Source organism: Paenibacillus sp. JGP012 (assembly GCF_014203995.1).
GTDB lineage: Bacteria > Bacillota > Bacilli > Paenibacillales > Paenibacillaceae > Paenibacillus > Paenibacillus silvae.
Genome location: NZ_JACHKG010000045.1, coordinates 1 through 16726 on the forward strand (window position 1 = coordinate 1; position 16726 = coordinate 16726).

13 protein-coding genes are annotated in these 16726 nt (G+C 49.2%); 1 reads left to right on the plus strand and 12 read right to left on the minus strand.

The annotated features are described in order from the left end of the window. Positions 1-415: 415 nt before the first annotated feature. Both HNR77_RS30485 and HNR77_RS28085 read right to left on the minus strand, forming a co-directional pair. Positions 416-940: a hypothetical protein gene (locus tag HNR77_RS30485; RefSeq protein ID WP_260410968.1), complete on the minus strand. Its 525-nt coding sequence runs from the start codon at positions 938-940 to the stop codon at positions 416-418. Positions 941-1363: 423 nt separating this feature from the next. Then, complete coding sequence (locus tag HNR77_RS28085; RefSeq protein ID WP_184191140.1) at positions 1364-2641, minus strand: S1C family serine protease; 1278 nt, start codon at positions 2639-2641, stop codon at positions 1364-1366. Between the two features lie 599 nt (positions 2642-3240). Here HNR77_RS28085 and HNR77_RS28095 point away from each other — a divergent pair. Then, a complete protein-coding gene (locus HNR77_RS28095) occupies positions 3241-3453 on the plus strand; it encodes a hypothetical protein (RefSeq protein WP_184191144.1) in 213 nt (70 codons plus the stop codon). On the opposite strand, the gene HNR77_RS28100 is transcribed toward HNR77_RS28095, so the two are convergent. From HNR77_RS28100 to dnaB, 10 genes are all read right to left on the minus strand, one after another. Beyond that, positions 3422-4228, minus strand: coding sequence for an MBL fold metallo-hydrolase (locus HNR77_RS28100; RefSeq protein WP_111269826.1), 807 nt, complete (start codon positions 4226-4228; stop codon positions 3422-3424). The two genes, HNR77_RS28095 and HNR77_RS28100, sit on opposite strands and share 32 nt — an antisense overlap. Positions 4229-4234: 6 nt before the next feature. Beyond that, positions 4235-4978, minus strand: a complete 744-nt coding sequence (yycI, locus tag HNR77_RS28105) for a two-component system regulatory protein YycI (protein ID WP_145405233.1) — start codon at positions 4976-4978, stop codon at positions 4235-4237. A 372-nt stretch (positions 4979-5350) separates the two neighbouring features. Next, on the minus strand, positions 5351-6631 hold the full coding sequence (locus HNR77_RS28110) for a YycH family regulatory protein (RefSeq protein WP_184191146.1): 1281 nt from the start codon (positions 6629-6631) through the stop codon (positions 5351-5353). Then, complete coding sequence (gene walK, locus HNR77_RS28115) at positions 6615-8465, minus strand: cell wall metabolism sensor histidine kinase WalK (protein WP_184191148.1); 1851 nt, start codon at positions 8463-8465, stop codon at positions 6615-6617. Before walK ends, HNR77_RS28110 begins: the two co-directional genes overlap by 17 nt. Then, positions 8465-9187 carry a response regulator YycF gene (gene yycF / locus HNR77_RS28120; protein ID WP_184191150.1) on the minus strand — a complete coding sequence of 241 codons (723 nt, stop codon included), beginning with the start codon at positions 9185-9187 and terminating at the stop codon, positions 8465-8467. The genes walK and yycF overlap by 1 nt, the downstream gene beginning before the upstream one ends. A 268-nt stretch (positions 9188-9455) precedes the next feature. Continuing rightward, positions 9456-10988: a peptidoglycan DD-metalloendopeptidase family protein gene (locus HNR77_RS28125; RefSeq protein WP_184191151.1), complete on the minus strand. Its 1533-nt coding sequence runs from the start codon at positions 10986-10988 to the stop codon at positions 9456-9458. A 653-nt stretch (positions 10989-11641) separates the two neighbouring features. Further along, a complete protein-coding gene (locus HNR77_RS28130) occupies positions 11642-12457 on the minus strand; it encodes a class I SAM-dependent methyltransferase (protein WP_184191153.1) in 816 nt (271 codons plus the stop codon). Between the two features lie 315 nt (positions 12458-12772). After that, a complete protein-coding gene (locus HNR77_RS28135) occupies positions 12773-13447 on the minus strand; it encodes a hypothetical protein (protein ID WP_184191155.1) in 675 nt (224 codons plus the stop codon). 186 nt (positions 13448-13633) lie between these two features. Continuing rightward, on the minus strand, positions 13634-14920 hold the full coding sequence (locus HNR77_RS28140) for an adenylosuccinate synthase (protein ID WP_184191157.1): 1287 nt from the start codon (positions 14918-14920) through the stop codon (positions 13634-13636). 444 nt (positions 14921-15364) lie between these two features. Continuing rightward, entirely contained in the window at positions 15365-16726 is a 1362-nt protein-coding gene (gene dnaB, locus HNR77_RS28145) for a replicative DNA helicase (RefSeq protein WP_111269834.1), read from the minus strand.

A 16726-nucleotide genomic window follows, 5' to 3' on the forward strand; every position in this document is an offset into this window, starting at 1 on the left:
CGGACACCCTTGCCCTTGGCTAACAGTTCCTACTGCCAAGCCTGTAGCGGACTTTCACCGCCAAGTTATCGCCCGTGCCGGGCGCACTATAAAAAAGCACCCCTTCCAACGATACCCACCTCTGGTATCCTTGCAGGAATGCTTCAGCTTTAATTTTAAATTTATGCGCTTATTTTCACACTTTTGCTCTGTCCTAATCTTGTCCCTGCTCTTGTCTATCTTGTCCATACTCTTGTCTGTTCCCTAGTGTAACCTTATCCTTACCACTAAGTGCTTACTATCACCATTCGTTCTTGTCTATCCTTATCTAGCCTTGTCTACCCTTAATTGCTCTTATCCTTGCTCTGCCCTTGTCGTTGCCTTTACTCTTCTTATTCTATCCCTTACCTTCCCCTAAGCTTCCTTCGCTCCCAGCCTACTCCAACCCCGACTGTGCCTTCGTGAGCAGTTTCCCACCTTGAAAAGCAATCACGGCATTGGCACCATTGCCACCTGTGCCTTTATAGTTATACACGACCATGTTCTCCGCTTCACTTAGCGCTTCACCTTCGCCGCCGAGAATTTCGATGACCTCTTCCACGGACATGCCAACCTCCAGCTTCTCATACTGGGAAAACGTAATCAGCACCCCGTCCCCTTTTCCGGCGGAGCCGTTATTGCCCGCGCTGGTCGGTGTCTGACCGTTCACACCTTGTCCAGCAGCAGGGAGAGCTGCATCAAGTTCTGTCAGCTTTTTCTCCAACGCAGCAATTTTCTGGGCCTGTTCATCACTTTTAATGCCCTGTTCGGTGAGCTTTTTCTCCAGCCCCGCGATTTTGTCCTGCAGCGCACTCGTGTCTACAGGTGCAGCCGGAGTACCCTCCGATCCACATGCGGACAGGATCAGCATGGATAAGGCCAAACTGGTTCCGCCAAGTACCTTTTTCTTCAACAGATTCATCTTGAATCCCTCCATTTTCAGATTAGCCAGCCGATTCTCACGTTATACAGCTGTTATTTGCATCAACGATCTATGTAAACACATTGACATTAGTTTACCATACAGGCTAACAAATGTATCTGCGCCTTTGGCTCCGGGACTTCCTGAGTAGAAGCACCCAAGCATTCAACCAATTTTACATATTAACACTGGTATGCACCCCACGCCAAACAAAGACTCGTTTCTAAAAATATACCCGTTTGCCCTCGTGCCCGTTCCCTGTGCAGCATCAATATAAAAAGAGTGGTCAGAATTTCTGATCACTCTCTCTATGAATAACTGTTTCCGTATTGCCTTTAACTAAATCATCGCTTCAGCCAAGCCAACACAACAGCCCATTCCACAATGCAATGTGAGAATCACCGTCATAACCGCCTCAAAGCCTTACTCCGGCTTATCCGTCAGCTTCACCGATACTTTCTCGGCTTTGCCGTCCCGATAGAATGAGACCTCTAACGTATCACCGATCTTTTTCTTATCGTACAGGAATTTACGCAGATCGAGCGTAGAGGTAATTTTTTGCCCGTCAAATTCCGTAATGACATCATTCAGCTTCATACCTGCCTCGGATGCCGGCCCGGAAGCCTCCAGTACAACTACACCACTGTCCACGTGCGATGGCAGCTTCAGGTCTTTACGCTGTTCATCATCCAGTGGAGCATATGGATTACTCAGATCAACGGTGTATACCCCCAGATAAGGACGGGACACTTTGCCGTTCAGAAGCAATGAATCCACCGTTTTCATCACTTCATTCATCGGAATCGCAAAGCCCAGACCCTCCACGCCTGTATCCGAGATTTTCATCGTATTGATGCCTACGACTTTCCCGTCCAGATCAACCAAAGCTCCGCCGCTGTTGCCTTCGTTAATCGCCGCATCTGTCTGAATAACATTTTGCTCCCAGTCGTACACACCGTCCTGGTTGATGGATACGGGCAGAATACGATCCGTATAACTCACAATTCCGGAGGTCAGCGTACCGCCGAGACCCAGCGGATTACCGATGGCCAGCACCGTCTGTCCGCGCTGCAGCTTGCTGGAATCACCAATTTCCGCTGCTGCACCCAGTCCTTTATCCTCTGTCGACAATACCGCGATATCGCTCACCCGGTCCTTGCCCACCAGTTTGGCTTTATGGGTTTCCCCGTCCACGGTCACGATCTCCAGATCACTGGCGCCCTCCACAACATGGTGATTGGTCATAATGTAGGCTTTGCCATCTTCTTTTTTGAAAATAACCCCGGAGCCCAGCGCGGAATCCTCCATGGACAGGCTGCTGCCTGTTTTATGATTCACGATGCTGACCACCGAAGGACGCACCTCTGCCGCAGCCGTGATAATGCGGTCGTATGGATCAGCCGCCTGTGCTGTCTGTGCCACTCCAGCGCCTTGACCGGCAGCATTCGCCAAAGGCAGCTGTGCCGAGGGCTGGCTAATGAAGCTGAACAACGTAACCGTCACGATGGAGCTGATCACCGAACTGATGACCGCTACCTTGACGGTCGAACTGATCTCCGAGCGTGACCTGCGCGGATTACTCCAGCGATCACGAGTGCGTCGTCCTCCTCCCGGACGGATAATCTGAAGTTTGCCTTTCTGTTCAGGTTCGGCGCGTCTTGATACCTTGGTTGAATAAAAATCATCTCCAAACAATCCCATCGTGATCCTCTCCCCTTCGTTGTCACGCATCAAGACCCTGACTGCCGCCCAGTTATTACATGAAAAAAGAGAAGACTCCCCCTGTTCCCCATGCTTTTTTTGCATTTTCACAAAATGGTCCTGTACTTCGCCTCATCCCGGAATCATCCCGGGCACGAGCTTTATATACAACAGAATGGCATTCCATCCTGTATGCTCTATCAATCATGCTCTCGCATGCTGCGAGATTCGAGATTCCATTTCATACGCAAAACAGCCAAAATCACAATGCTCCTTATTATACTAAACACTTTAAATCCCAAAAAGTTGCATAATTACGTAAATAAACGTAAATTCTCGCGAATAACTCACTTAACAATAAAGGTCCATAGTATTTATCACCACAAAACCTGGTCCCCTAAGCGTGCTTTTTGCTAAATGACCAAACTTTTTCATTTGCCGTTCATCATCAGAACAACGCCCGAACAGCTACAGCTTTAGCATACACACCCTGCCCGGAGAATGTTAGCGGCAAAAAGAGGAATGTTTTCCACCAAGCCTGACTACAATAATAGTAAAAGAACAATTCAGAGCTTCATAGAACGAAGGAGGATTCCACAATGGAACGCACGCGAACACTCACTGCTATGGACGAAGTGCACATGGCGGCCAAGCTGGCCGATCTCAAAGAAGAGCATTATCGCAACACACTGGCGCTCAGCACCATCATTGAATTACTTATAGATAAAGGCATACTGACCCGTGAGGAAGTAGAGCTCAAAGCCGCCGAACTGGACAGCTTTATGGCTCACCCACCCTATCCCATGGTGTAGGACGATCATAATACGTATCACAGAGCTTGAACTCATGATCCCGATAAAAACAGCCCCGGCTTTCCATCGCATCACGCACCGACATTTTTGCCAAGTCCATCATATTGTGATCCCGGCTGAGATGTGCCAGATACGTGCGCTTGATGCGTCCGTTCATCAGTTCACTAAGCGCCGCACCTGCGGCTTCATTCGACAAATGCCCGATGTCACTTAGAATCCGGCGCTTGGTGTTCCACGGATATCGTCCCATGCGCAGCAATTCGACATCATGATTCGCCTCCAGCACGAGCACATCCGAGTCGGAGATCGCATCGCGAACCTTGTCACTCATATAACCGAGGTCTGTCGCCACGGACAGCTTCTCGCTTCCATCATCGAACGTGTAACCTACCGGTTCAGCCGCGTCATGCGAAATGCCGAAGGATTCCACGCGCAGCGAGCCGAAATCATGCTTTTCACCCGTTTCAAATATCCGCCGGTTCTCCTCGGGAATGGCTCCGACTGACTTTTCCAATGCCGCCCACGTATTCGTGTTTGCATAGATCGGTAAATTATATTTCCGAGATATCGCGCCTAGTCCTTTAATATGATCCGAATGTTCATGTGTTACCAGAATGCCGTCCAGTTCCGTCCCCGAAATCTCCCGTTCCAGAAACAGTGCCTCCAGCCGCTTCGCGCTGAGACCCGCATCAATCATGAGTGAGGTACCCCCATGCTGAATGACCGTGGCATTACCTGTCGAACCGCTGGATAACACCGTAAAATATATCCCCATAACGCATTACTCCCCTGGTTTGTCTGACTTGGGACTGAATACATCCCCGCTGATGCCCTGCACGTACAACACTTCGCCACTTTCCAGCACGAACCGCCACGCCGGCATCGCTACCTGTATATCTGAATTGAACAACTGGCCGTAGTAGCCCAGCTGAATATCCTTCACAATTGCATCGTTTGGCAAAAAGTTTTCGATCAGCGTTCCCAGCGCCTTCGACGCCGGAAGCACCTGCTGATCGCTCTCCTCGGCGGTCGTAATCCGCACCGGAGTCTGATGATATCCCGTGATTTTCTGATCGCTGTAGAACAGCTCCAGACTCACGTTAAAGAGCGGCCACTTTCCGTCCACCAGCGGGTGGAGCACAAAAGCCCCATCCTCAGCCATCAGCTGGTCCAGCCGGTACGTGCCGATTTGCGGAATCTCCGCCTGAAGCGCATCGGCCAGCTCGCTTGGCGAGAAAATCAGCTTGCTGTCCACAGGCTGCTCCAGCTCTACTTCAATACCGGACTTGTCCTCTTCGATAAACTCATAGGACAGCTTCGGCAGCTTCGGCGTCTCGTTCGGAATTGGCGCCAGCACCTGGATGCCCTTCTCTTCCATAGCCCGCTGCGTATTATCCGCGAGTGAGGTGAAGTCCAGATTGGCTCCTGCCGTCTCTCGCGCATCCATCCAGATCTGATACCCCAGCACCAGATTCAGCAGCAGAAAAGCATAAATTAATACATTTTTCGCTCGTCCCCAATCCAGAACCTTCACCTCCTCTTCTGTTTAATCACTTCAGGCTAACGAATCATAGGAGCCTTATTTGACCCATTTTCCGCTCGTTTTAATTCTAACGATTCAGAGAAGCCTTATTTCGCGAGTCATCACATGATTTCACCATTTTTAGCCCATTATTACCGAAATAGCGTCACCAGGAATCGTTAGATTCCCCAACTCCCCCAAATCCGTCATTTAGCGTCTCTGTGATTCGTTAGAATTCGGCACAACAGCACAGCACGGATGAATGCCCTGATTTACTCCAAAACCCAACAGCCAACATCGAACATTCAACATCATGCCCCACTATGTTCCTGCCTGCATCGCATCCACTCTTCCTGCTATGCTCCTGCATAACAGCTAGGATACCGTTGTTTCCTCGCCGTTTCCGAACCGGATCACCCAGACAGGGATCAGCCGCAGGCCGTCCTCCATTGCTGATGTACGATAGGCCGGGTACACGTCCACAACTTTGCGATTTTCGCCAGCTACCTTTCGGATCAGATTTTTGAGCTTGTCCCCGCCAGGCAGCTTGATCGACTTCTTCGTTTCCGCACCCTCGTTCAAATATTCCAAAGATCGCTCATAACTCGACACCGTCTCCTGCTGCATCTCCATATTGATCGTGCCAAAGCGAAACTGCATGGAATCCATGATTGGAAAACTGCCATAATACTGCTGGAACTGCAGCTGCGTTTTATTGTCCGTCGACCTCAGCATCATGCGAGAGCGCCCTTTCCAGCCGCCGTGCTGGTTTACAAAATCGACCGCCGACAGCGCATCCTTGGACGCATCACTCTGTCCCGCAGGCGGTGCTGCCGGGTCCGTATAGCTGATCCAGCGCTGAAATTGTTTCACTTGCAGACTGCGTTTGCTGTCGGTATAAATCTCTGACCCATCCTTTTCCCGAATATTCCGGGTCATGCTTGGATCAAAGAACAGACTTCGCTGCATCTGCTCCACCGTGAACTGGCCTGTCGGCACATCGGCCTCAATTGCATCCAGTGCCTGTGCAGGAATATAATACCCGCCTTCCATCAGCGTGTACGGTGTCCAGCTTGTCCCAAAATCAACGTGCTGCTGCACATCCTGCACCGTCAAATCCGCCTGCGCAGCCTCATAGACCACATCGCCCTTGGCACTGAAGAACAGCGCATGTGCCTTCGTATCATTCGGGGTTGTATATATAGCAATACGATTGATCGTCTCTCCCTGAAAAAGAGTATCCGTACCCAGACGCATCACTCGCTGCAGCAAAGCAACGGGCATGCCCTCTTTAAAAGATAACTCAAACCCCGGGCTTTCCTTGCGAATCTGATCCCAATTGACCGACTGCACATTGCGGCGCTGGAAATCCTCGAACGTCCGGCCTTTTAACCTGGAATAGATGAGCTGATAGAACGTGTTGCCAGGGTAAAACACGGTATGTTTGTCCTGCCCCATATGAATAATCATCTGATCCGGAAAAATTAATTCCTCAATGCTGCGCTCCTGACCCATATTTTCCGTCTTCACATAATTTGTTTCCGAGGTCACGATCGAATCGCCACCTCCCGGCAAACGATAGATCAGGAAGTAGCTTTGTACCAGACTTGCTGCGACAAGAGCAGCGAGCACCAGAGATTTAATCCGTTCCTTCAAGGTGCTCACCCCCTTTATCACGCATTGGCAGTGTAAAAGTTACCGTTGTGCCAACGTCAACCTCGGATTCCAGTGAGATGCTGCCGTCATGGGCCCTTACAATTTCCCGGGCAATGGACAGTCCGAGCCCGGTGCCGCCCATGCTGCGAGAACGTGCTTTATCTACACGATAGAATCGCTCGAATATGCGATCCAGATCCCGCTGCGGAATGCCCATGCCCGTATCCGATACGGAGATGGCCAGCGTATGCTCATCACTGCGCCGGGCAGCGATCGTAATCGTGCCGCCCTCGAGCGTATATTTCAGCGCATTGGATACGACATTATCCAGAACCTGATCAATCTGATCACGGTCCAGCGGCACGGGCGGAATATCATTTTCCACAGACAGCACAGACTGAATGTCCTTCTGATGCATCTGGAAGGAGAAACGATCGGTTACTTCCTCCAGCATTTCCAAAATATCAATTGGCTGCTTCCGCAGCAGTGCTTCCTTCGAATCCAGCCTGGACAAGTGAAGTAGGTCCGTCACCAGACGAATCATCCGCTCCGTCTCATTCTGAATGACACCAACAAAACGTCCCGCAAGCTGCGGATCCTCCAATGCCCCATCATCCAACGCTTCAGCATAACTCTTGATCGTGGTCAGCGGTGTACGCAGCTCATGTGATACATTGGCCACGAATTCACGCCGCGACGCCTCCAGCTCCTCCTGCTCCGTTACATCCTGCAGCACCGCAATCGTGCCCGTGATTCCAAGCTCACGCCGATGAACGGGAGTGAACGTCATACGAATTACCACCGGCTCCTCCTGACCTGCCGGGGCAATCTGGAGCAGCGTAGAACCAGTAAAACCGCTCGCCAGAGCTTCCGCATCCTCTGGATCAATGCCGAGCAGAACGGCAAAATGCCTGCCTTCAATGTCGGATGGGCGCATGCCAAGAATGCTGCTGGCACGGCGATTCACCAGAATCACTTTGCCGAACTCATCGGTCGCAACAACCCCATCACTCATGTTGGTCAGAATGGAGGTCAGCTTCTCCTTCTCTTCTTCGTTCTGGGAAAGAGCGTCACGCAGTCTGCTTGTCATATAATTGAACGCACGGCTAAGCTGACCAATCTCGTCTGTGCCAAATACCGGTGTCTGCTGATCAAAATTCCCCTCAGCCACCGCCGTTGCCCGTCTCGTCACTTCCTTGATCGGCTGCGTAATTGTATGAGACAGAATGACCCCCAGCACCGCGGTTAATACCAGAGCAATCAGAATGCCGGAGATGAAAATTTTGTTGATGCCCTCCATCGTCGCGTACAGCTCGTTCATCGAAGCGGCGATGTAGACCGCTCCAATAATTTTGCCGCCGGATAATACCGGCTTGGCCACAACCTTTTTGCGAACATTATCCTCATCTACGATATATTCCTCATTGTCCCGAATGCCCTGCAGCGCACGGCTGACTACGGTCTGAGTGTTTTTGCGTCCGATATAGTCGGAATGTGAACTTAGCGAGGTGGTGAGAACCTTGCCGCTGGCATCCAGCACTTGAATCTCGGCACCGTTAATGTTGAACAGATTGTTCACCAGCACCCGCAGGTTCTCCGTTTTGTCCTCGCCAGCCTCCGCTTCTCCACCAGCCATCGTCTCACCTACCAGAACGGACAGCATCTCCGCCCGGGCCTGCAAATCCTCCGTGAAGTTGCTGGTGAGCGAGTTCTTCATCGCACTGACAAAATAAACGCCGATCAATTGCATCGCAATCAGAATCAGCAGCACATAGATAATAATCAATTTCGCCTGAATCGTTCGAAAGAACGAAAATCGCGCGAATCGGCCCATTATATCCCCACGCTTTTGGCACTGCGCACGAGATAACCAAGCCCCCGGCGAGTCAGAATCGTTTCCGGCTTGCTTGGATTTTCTTCAATCTTCTCCCGCAGCCTGCGGATGGTCACATCCACCGTACGTACGTCACCAAAATATTCGTATCCCCATACAGCCTGCAGCAGATGCTCCCGTGTCATCACCTTGCCGGAATGCTTGGCCATATAATATAACAGCTCATATTCCCGATGCGTCAGATCAAGCGGCTCGCCGCCCTTGTAAGCCGTATACATATCCATATCAAACGCCAGATCAAACAGCCGCAGCACCTGTTTCTCTGATTCCTCCGGCGCTTCTACAATCGCTGTTGGCTTCTGCTGTCTGCGCATCTGGGCCTTGACTCGTGCAAGCAGCTCCCTTGTACTGAACGGTTTGGTGACATAATCATCGGCACCCAGCTCCAGACCGAGCACTTTGTCGATCTCCCCGTCTTTGGCTGTCAGCATAATAATCGGCATCTCCAGATGAGCCCGTACCTCGCGGCACACATCCATCCCGTCCTTGCCCGGAAGCATCAGATCCAGAAGCATCAGATCGGGTTTTTCGGATAACGCCAGTTCTACCGCACGAATACCATCAAATGCGCAGATGACCTCGTAACCCTCTTTTTCCAGATTAAACTTCAGAATGTCTGCGATGGGCTGCTCGTCGTCCACTACCAAAATCTTTCCCTGCATCGGCTGAATTCACCCCTATATCCTGCTTGATCCGCCAACTGGCGCTGTCTCTCTAATCTATTTTGATAGTCTATAAATCCATATCGGTTTGTTGACTATAGTCAACGATCTATACTCTAGTTTAACATACCTGAGGCACGGTCACATCCTGCTCGGGCCCTTGGAAGCCGTTTCCTTTAAAAATATTTCACATCAAAAAACAAGGCCAGCTGTACAGCTAACCTTGTTCCCATGTCAGCATCACATATGCGATGCCTTTGCTTTACAATTAATTCAGATAGGTCATCGGGTTTTCGGCAATGCCGTTTTTGAGAATCTCGAAATGCAGATGTGTTCCCGTGGAACGCCCTGTATTTCCCATTACACCGATGCTGTCACCTTTCTCAACCACTTGGCCAACGTTTACACCAATGCTATCCAAGTGACCATATAGTGTTTCGTATCCGTTACGATGGTTAATAATGATGACATTCCCATAACCGTTCTTCTGTCCTGCAAAAGTAACTACACCCTCATCCGCAGATTTGACATCACGGTTACCGACCAGATCAACACCTTTGTGCTGACGGCCCCAACGCTGCCCAAAGCTGCTGCTCATCGTTGCATTGGATACAGGCCACGCAAATTGTCCTGTGCCCTCACCAACAACCTTCGTTCCCTTGAGCACTACCTCGGTCACGGCTGTTTTAATCACTTCCTGGCCCAGCCATTCTTCCCGAACTACTTCACCATTCTCTTTGGTGATGCGATACTGCATGTTTTTCAGTCCGCTTTGGCCTGGACGAACAACTTTGGTCGTGCCCGCCTTCAGTTCGGCACTTTTACGCACCTCGACCTGCGGTTTCACTTCGATCTGCTCCACCACTTGCTCGACCGATTTAACCGTAATTGCCGGCTTCGGTACAGTCAGCGTTAACTCTTGTCCGATTTGGAGAGAAGTCTCCTTGATCCCCGGGTTATTTTGGCGAATCTCTTTTTGTGTAATACCATAACGTGCCGCAATGGAAGAGATCGTATCTCCTTCATGAACGACATAAGTTACAGGCGCGTCTTTACCAACGGTTAACGCCTTAACCGCCTCCGACACATCCCATATTTTATTCGGATCAGCCTTCACCACATCCGTAGTGACTTCTTCCTTAATGTCTACCGATTTTAACGTTGTGCTTGGGCCTTTATCCTTCTTGGAAGAATTCGCCGATACCGACTTGGTCTTCAGGGAGCTTCGTACAGCCGATGCCGGTATGTATTTGCTCTGTACCTGCTGCAGGATCGCGTCTGCTGTTTCCTGATCCTTCACAATACCGATGACTTCACCGTTGACCTTGAGCTCTACACCTTTAGCATAAGCAGTTAACATTTGCCCCAGCTTATCCAAAGTTTCCTCGCTGTTCACTTCCGGCTTGTAGGCTCGTGCCGACTCCGTTGTAATCCCGTCTGTATTCAGCACCATCTGCGCATCCGGATATTTACCCTGATATTCTTCTGTTTTCTGGGCAAAAAGTTGCTGCAGCTGTGCTTCATTAGCGATTGCACCAATCTCCTGACCTTTAACCATGACCTTGTAATATGGCACAGTATTGGAAGTCACATATTGTTTGGCACCAAATCCAACGGATGCGGCAATCAGAATACCGCAAGCTGTTGTAATGATCCATTTACGCGGCGCCATCATTCTTTTCTTATTTGAACTGAAGTTGGACATGCTCATGTTGTTTTTGTCTTCGGCCGTCCGGTGTTCCCCAGATTGTTCGTGTACCCGGTTTTTGCCCGGTTGGCGTATGCCTCTGAAACCTTTCATGATTCTCTCCTTTTCAGCACTTCTTTGTTCGTTTTCTGGTCAGACATCACCTGCGAATTAGTCATGTGCAAGCGAGTCCAATAATATGAGTTGATTATATGTTTCTGTAAAAACAGGACTTTAGCTGTGCTTATAAAAGTGTCAAAATTTTAACCTTTTATCACACCCGTATACTTTAACACAGGTTTTACAATCATTTCAACTCCTATCCTCACATCATAAAGCCGCGCCACGTCTCGTTTTCCTGAAATATCCATCTACTTTATCGTTTGTTCCATCACCCATTATGCCTCAACCTCAGCTCTACTATGTACTTTTTGTCTCAATATAGGACTAGTTTCTAAGACCTATGTAATCACTTTGAAATTTTTCATGTAAACACAAAGAATCCCCCATCAGAGACACTCTGATGAGGGATCATACTAAGGCTATATAAGTTAAACTAAAGATTTTACACCATCCACTCCGATGACAGAACAACCTTCCAATCGCTGTTATCTCCAGATTTTTTCGATTCCCTTCTCCAAAGGGGAAAATCCGGTGATAAAGGCGACCGCTCTGCTTTTTCAGGTTTTTTCTGTCCTCTCCGTTCACGTGTAAATGAATAGTTCAACTTATATAAATTCTATAGTTTATTATTAACTCTTAATCGCCTACAGCTTAACGGCCTCTATAATAAACCTCTTCTGCTTCATATCCCAGAATCCATGCTGCTCGATTTCCATATGAATCTGCCATAAAGGCTCGCGGAATCTCTCCGCCGTAAAGTCAGGCACCTGCCACGGAATGGTTTTCAAATAATACACCAATGCCCCGATATCATAAATGCGCTGCACAGGTGCTGCCTCCATCTGTTTCCGGATAGTAAACCCGCAATCCAATAACTGCTGCACTGCGAAATCCAGTTCCCAGCCCGCATATTCCGCCGGCATAGGAACACCTAACCGATCATTGATCTCCCGGCAATCTGACCAGCCTACCTGCTGTGTCAGAAATACACCGCCTGGAGCTAATATGCGCTGCACTTCCCGTGGATCATAAGATTCATGCCGATTAATAATAAGGTCAAACTCTCCATCTGCAAAAGGCAGCTGTGCATCATCTGTTACAGGAAACATCTTCACGCCTAAAGGCTGCAATCGTTCTTGAGCAACCGCTATGTTTGGCAGATAACCTTCCGTTGCACAAGCATATGCTGGCAGAGGGGCTAAATTGCATAACAGCTCTCCACCACCTGTGCCCATATCCAGCAGTCGTTTCGCATTCTGTATATGTCTGCGCGCGATCGTGCCGTAGGACCAAGGCAATACGCCGCTCTGCAGCCGTCCACTTCCTGTAATAAAGCTGAAATCCCATCCTAAAAAGGGCTGGTTAGCTTCTGTTAACCCTGATGCGAATCGTTCCGTTATCTCTGCAAGCTGCTCAGCAGATATATTCGCTGTAACTTTCGTCGTATTCGATGAATTCATATCTCTAGTCCTCCTGTATTCGGTATTCATGCTTTCCTTGAAGTACAATCTGATCTGAAGAAAGCATGAGTGGAGGGCCACGAATCCGAAGATAAGCGATCTGCCAGGCACATTGTGACGGTTGTTATATATCGTACGCTTTGCTGTTCAGCTTCATATCTTTTTCCTCCTGAACATAATAATTCAATTATAGGAGAAAGATTTGGGCAAGTCTATCATACTGATGTATATCCGTTCGCCTATTCCTTGGTCAGACTAGGTTTCGCACAGGGTATACGACTCTTGCTGTTTAACTGCTTATCTCTCCCTCTGCCTTTATTCCGTCTGCAGCACTTCCATCAGGCTGTCGTACTCTTCACTTGTCAGGTACTTGGAGATCACCTGCTCAATCTCCCGCAGCTCCTGCTCTGTCAGCCCACCCTCCATTGCACCCGAGATTTGCTGCATTTCCTTCTGCGGCAGCTTGTTCATAAGCAAAGTGAAGATACGCTCCTTTTCTGCCGTGGGCAGCTTGTTTTTAGCGCCTGTAATATCATCGGGTGACACAACAATAGCATCATCACCCTCGCCCGCTGCCGCACCTGAATTGCTGTCTGTTTGACCTGCACCTGTTTGACCTGCACCCGCACTTGAACTCTCCGGGGTTGATCCCTTGCCTGCATCCACACCTGCTGAGTCGTTCTTCGTCCCGTTAGCGTTGCCCATGACTGAAATCGAGTTCTCCGGGGCCTGTTCCTCCTCCGCTCCAGCGGGCTTATCCGTAGGTGTATTTCCCGTCTTCTCTCCCTCGGTGGGTGAATTGGATTTACTACCTATTGCCCCCTGAAACATCCCCAGAAGACCCGTGGGCTGCCCTTCCCACTGTATATTAAAACTGGCAAGCAATGACTTCGCATACGATTGCACAATTAGTCCTGTCGTCAGCAGGGTCAGGGAACTGACCAGCATCACGATAAGTACAATTTTGACAAACCATAACAGCAACTTCATATCTGTTTCTCTCCCTCCAACGATACTTCCCTTGATCCAGGTGGATTGTAGGATATACGATTGATATACTGTTAGCCAGTATTGACGAAAATCTCGGGATTATATCCGATACAGACACAAAAAAAACCTCCAGCCACCGCTATTTCTAGCAGCAGCTGAAGGTGATGATATCAACAGCATATTGATTTAAACATAGATTGGCAGAACTTGATTCGTTTGCTCACGATTACGACCTACAGAGAAAATTGCGATTGGAATACCTGTCAACTCGGCTACACGTTTCACATAGTTTTGCGTATTCGCTGGCAGATCCTCCAGCTTCTTCGCTCCCGTAATGTCCTCGCTCCACCCTGGCATTTCTTCGTATACCGCTTCACATTCTGCCAGCATTTTCAGACTTGCCGGATAGTGAGTGATGACTTCACCGCGGAATTTGTAGCCTGTGCAGATTTTCACTGTATCCAGACCTGTCATAACGTCCAGCGAGTTCAGGGACAGACCTGTAATGCCGCTCACACGACGAGCGTGACGAACAACAACGCTGTCAAACCAGCCTACACGGCGTGGACGTCCAGTTACTGTTCCATACTCATGACCTGTCTCACGAATCTGGTCTCCAATCGCATCATGCAATTCTGTCGGGAATGGGCCGTCACCTACGCGTGTTGTATATGCTTTGGCTACCCCAATAACTTGCTGAATACGCGCCGGACCAACGCCGGAACCGATACATACGCCCCCAGCAGACGGGTTGGATGAAGTCACATAAGGATAAGTACCTTGGTCAAGGTCCAGCATTACACCTTGTGCTCCTTCAAACAATACCTTTTTGTTCTCATCAATGGAATCGTTCAGTACCACAGATGTATCACGTACGTAAGGGCGAAGCACTTCTGCGTAACCGAGGTAATCCTTCAGGATTTCCTCCACATCTACCGGCGTACCGTTGTACACTTGCTCGATGACACGATTTTTTTCTTTTACCAGATGACGCAGCTTCAGTTCGAAATCTTCTGCATCCATCAGGTCAACCATACGAATACCGATCCGAGCAGATTTGTCCATGTAACAAGGGCCGATCCCTTTACCTGTTGTACCAATTTTGTTCGGGCCTTTGCTCTCTTCCTCCAGTGCATCCAGAACCATGTGATATGGCAGGATGATATGCGCACGCTCACTGATGGACAGGTTTTTCGTTGTAAAGCCATTATCATGAATATAATTAATTTCTTCAATAAGTGCCTTCGGGTTGATAACCATACCGTTACCAATCACACATGCTTTGTCTGTGTAAAAGATACCCGATGGAATCATCGTCAGTTTATATTTTTTGTTGTCGATCAGGATTGTATGGCCTGCATTGTTGCCACCTTGATAACGAGCGACCACATCAGCGCTTTCAGCCAAATAATCCGTGATTTTACCTTTTCCTTCGTCTCCCCATTGCGTTCCCACTACAACTACCGTTGACATAGTTAACATACCTCCGTGGGTGCCTTGCGCACCTTTGTATTGGTCTGTCCGTCCTCTATCCCGGCAGGCATGTTACGCAATTAACCGACTGAGAAGCGTGCTAACGGACAGTGAAAATGTCCTTCCTTTACATTCAAGGGAAGGTTTGCACTGCTTTAACGCAGCAGTATTAGTGTAACAGTCCGCTTTTTCAAAGTCAAATGAAATGGCGAACAATTATATATGGCACTTGCTTAATGTTCGGAATTATGACCTTATTTCACAGTAAAAAACCGATGAATACAGTCTTGTTCACCTTGACTGTATTCACCGGTACTTTTACATTTGCTATTCATTCAAGCTATATATGGTATAAATCCTGATATTCAACCGTGATATTCTTCTATTACTGGGTTGTACCGGATAGCCTGTGTACCCCTGTTCAGCGTAATCACAGTCTATCCTCTACATCGCGAAGGCGTCATTATGCGCCCTCTCGTAATTGACGAATTTGTTAAAGTTTTTCAGGAAGACCAGTTCCACCGTGCCTACCGGACCGTTACGCTGTTTGGCAATAATAATCTCGATAATATTTTTTTTCTCGGTTTCCTGGTTGTAGTAGTCATCCCGGTACAGGAAGGCTACGATATCAGCATCTTGCTCGATCGAACCCGATTCCCGCAAGTCACTCATCATTGGACGTTTATCCTGACGCTGCTCTACACCCCGGCTGAGCTGGGACAGCGCGATAACGGGAACTTCCAGCTCCCGGCCAATCTGCTTCAGTGTACGAGAAATCTCGGATACCTCTTGCTGACGGTTCTCCCCGGCTTTGCCGCGTCCACTGATCAGTTGCAGGTAGTCGATCAAGATCATGCCAAGGCCCTTTTCTTTCTTGAGACGACGGCATTTGGCACGAATATCGGCTACCGTAATACCTGGCGTATCATCGATGAAAATGTTGGCTTCGTTGAGAGCAGCAATCCCCATCGTCAGCTTCTGCCAGTCTTCATCACCCTTGAATTCCCCTGTACGAAGAACTCCAGCATCCAGATTGGCTTCCGCACAGATCATCCGTTGTACGAGCTGTGCAGCTGACATCTCCAGACTGAAGATAGCTACCGTTTCCTGCGCCCGAATACCTACATTCTGAGCGATATTCAAAGCAAAGGCTGTTTTACCTACGGATGGACGGGCCGCTACAATGATCAAGTCACTGCGCTGAAATCCTGCTGTCATCTTGTCCAGGTCGATGAAGCCCGATGGAATACCGGTTGTCGTTCCACGGTTCTGATGCAGCGTTTCAACTTTATCGAAAACTTCCATCAGCACGTCCTGAATAGCAATAAAACCACTGCTGGAACGTCTGTTGGAAATTTCAAGAATGCGGCGCTCCGCTTCACCAAGCATAGCTGCTACATCTTCTCCGCCTGTGTACCCTTCACTCACAATCTGTGTTGCCGTACGAATCAAACGACGCAGCATCGATTTCTCCTCGATAATCTGCGCATAATAATCCACGTTGGCCGCCGTTGGCACACCGTGAGCGAGCTTGGCCAGGTAGCTGACACCGCCAATGTCCTCCAGCTCGCCTTTATCCTTCAGACGTGAAGTCAGCGTAACAAGGTCAATCGGTTGATTTTCCTCACCCAGCTGAATCATCGCTTCATAGATCAATTGATGGGGCTTGTCGTAGAAATCCTCGGTTTGCACCCGTTCCATCGCTGTAATCAGAGCTTCGCCCTGAAGCAGGATTGCACCCAGCACAGCCTGTTCGGCCTCCAGGTTCTGCGGGGGAATCCGGTCGAATAACATTTCGCCGCCCAT

Excerpts from the sequence above, each read along its gene's own strand:
- HNR77_RS30485 (WP_260410968.1), bottom strand. The coding sequence starts at position 940 with ATGAATCTGTTGAAGAAAAAGGTACTTGGCGGAACCAGTTTGGCCTTA.
- HNR77_RS28085 (WP_184191140.1), bottom strand. The coding sequence starts at position 2,641 with ATGGGATTGTTTGGAGATGATTTTTATTCAACCAAGGTATCAAGACGC.
- HNR77_RS28095 (WP_184191144.1), top strand. The coding sequence starts at position 3,241 with ATGGAACGCACGCGAACACTCACTGCTATGGACGAAGTGCACATGGCG.
- HNR77_RS28100 (WP_111269826.1), bottom strand. The coding sequence starts at position 4,228 with ATGGGGATATATTTTACGGTGTTATCCAGCGGTTCGACAGGTAATGCC.
- walK (WP_184191148.1), bottom strand. The coding sequence starts at position 8,465 with ATGGGCCGATTCGCGCGATTTTCGTTCTTTCGAACGATTCAGGCGAAA.
- yycF (WP_184191150.1), bottom strand. The coding sequence starts at position 9,187 with ATGCAGGGAAAGATTTTGGTAGTGGACGACGAGCAGCCCATCGCAGAC.
- HNR77_RS28125 (WP_184191151.1), bottom strand. The coding sequence starts at position 10,988 with ATGAAAGGTTTCAGAGGCATACGCCAACCGGGCAAAAACCGGGTACAC.
- HNR77_RS28130 (WP_184191153.1), bottom strand. The coding sequence starts at position 12,457 with ATGAATTCATCGAATACGACGAAAGTTACAGCGAATATATCTGCTGAG.
- HNR77_RS28135 (WP_184191155.1), bottom strand. The coding sequence starts at position 13,447 with ATGAAGTTGCTGTTATGGTTTGTCAAAATTGTACTTATCGTGATGCTG.
- HNR77_RS28140 (WP_184191157.1), bottom strand. The coding sequence starts at position 14,920 with ATGTCAACGGTAGTTGTAGTGGGAACGCAATGGGGAGACGAAGGAAAA.
- dnaB (WP_111269834.1), bottom strand. The coding sequence starts at position 16,726 with ATGGGCGGCGAAATGTTATTCGACCGGATTCCCCCGCAGAACCTGGAG.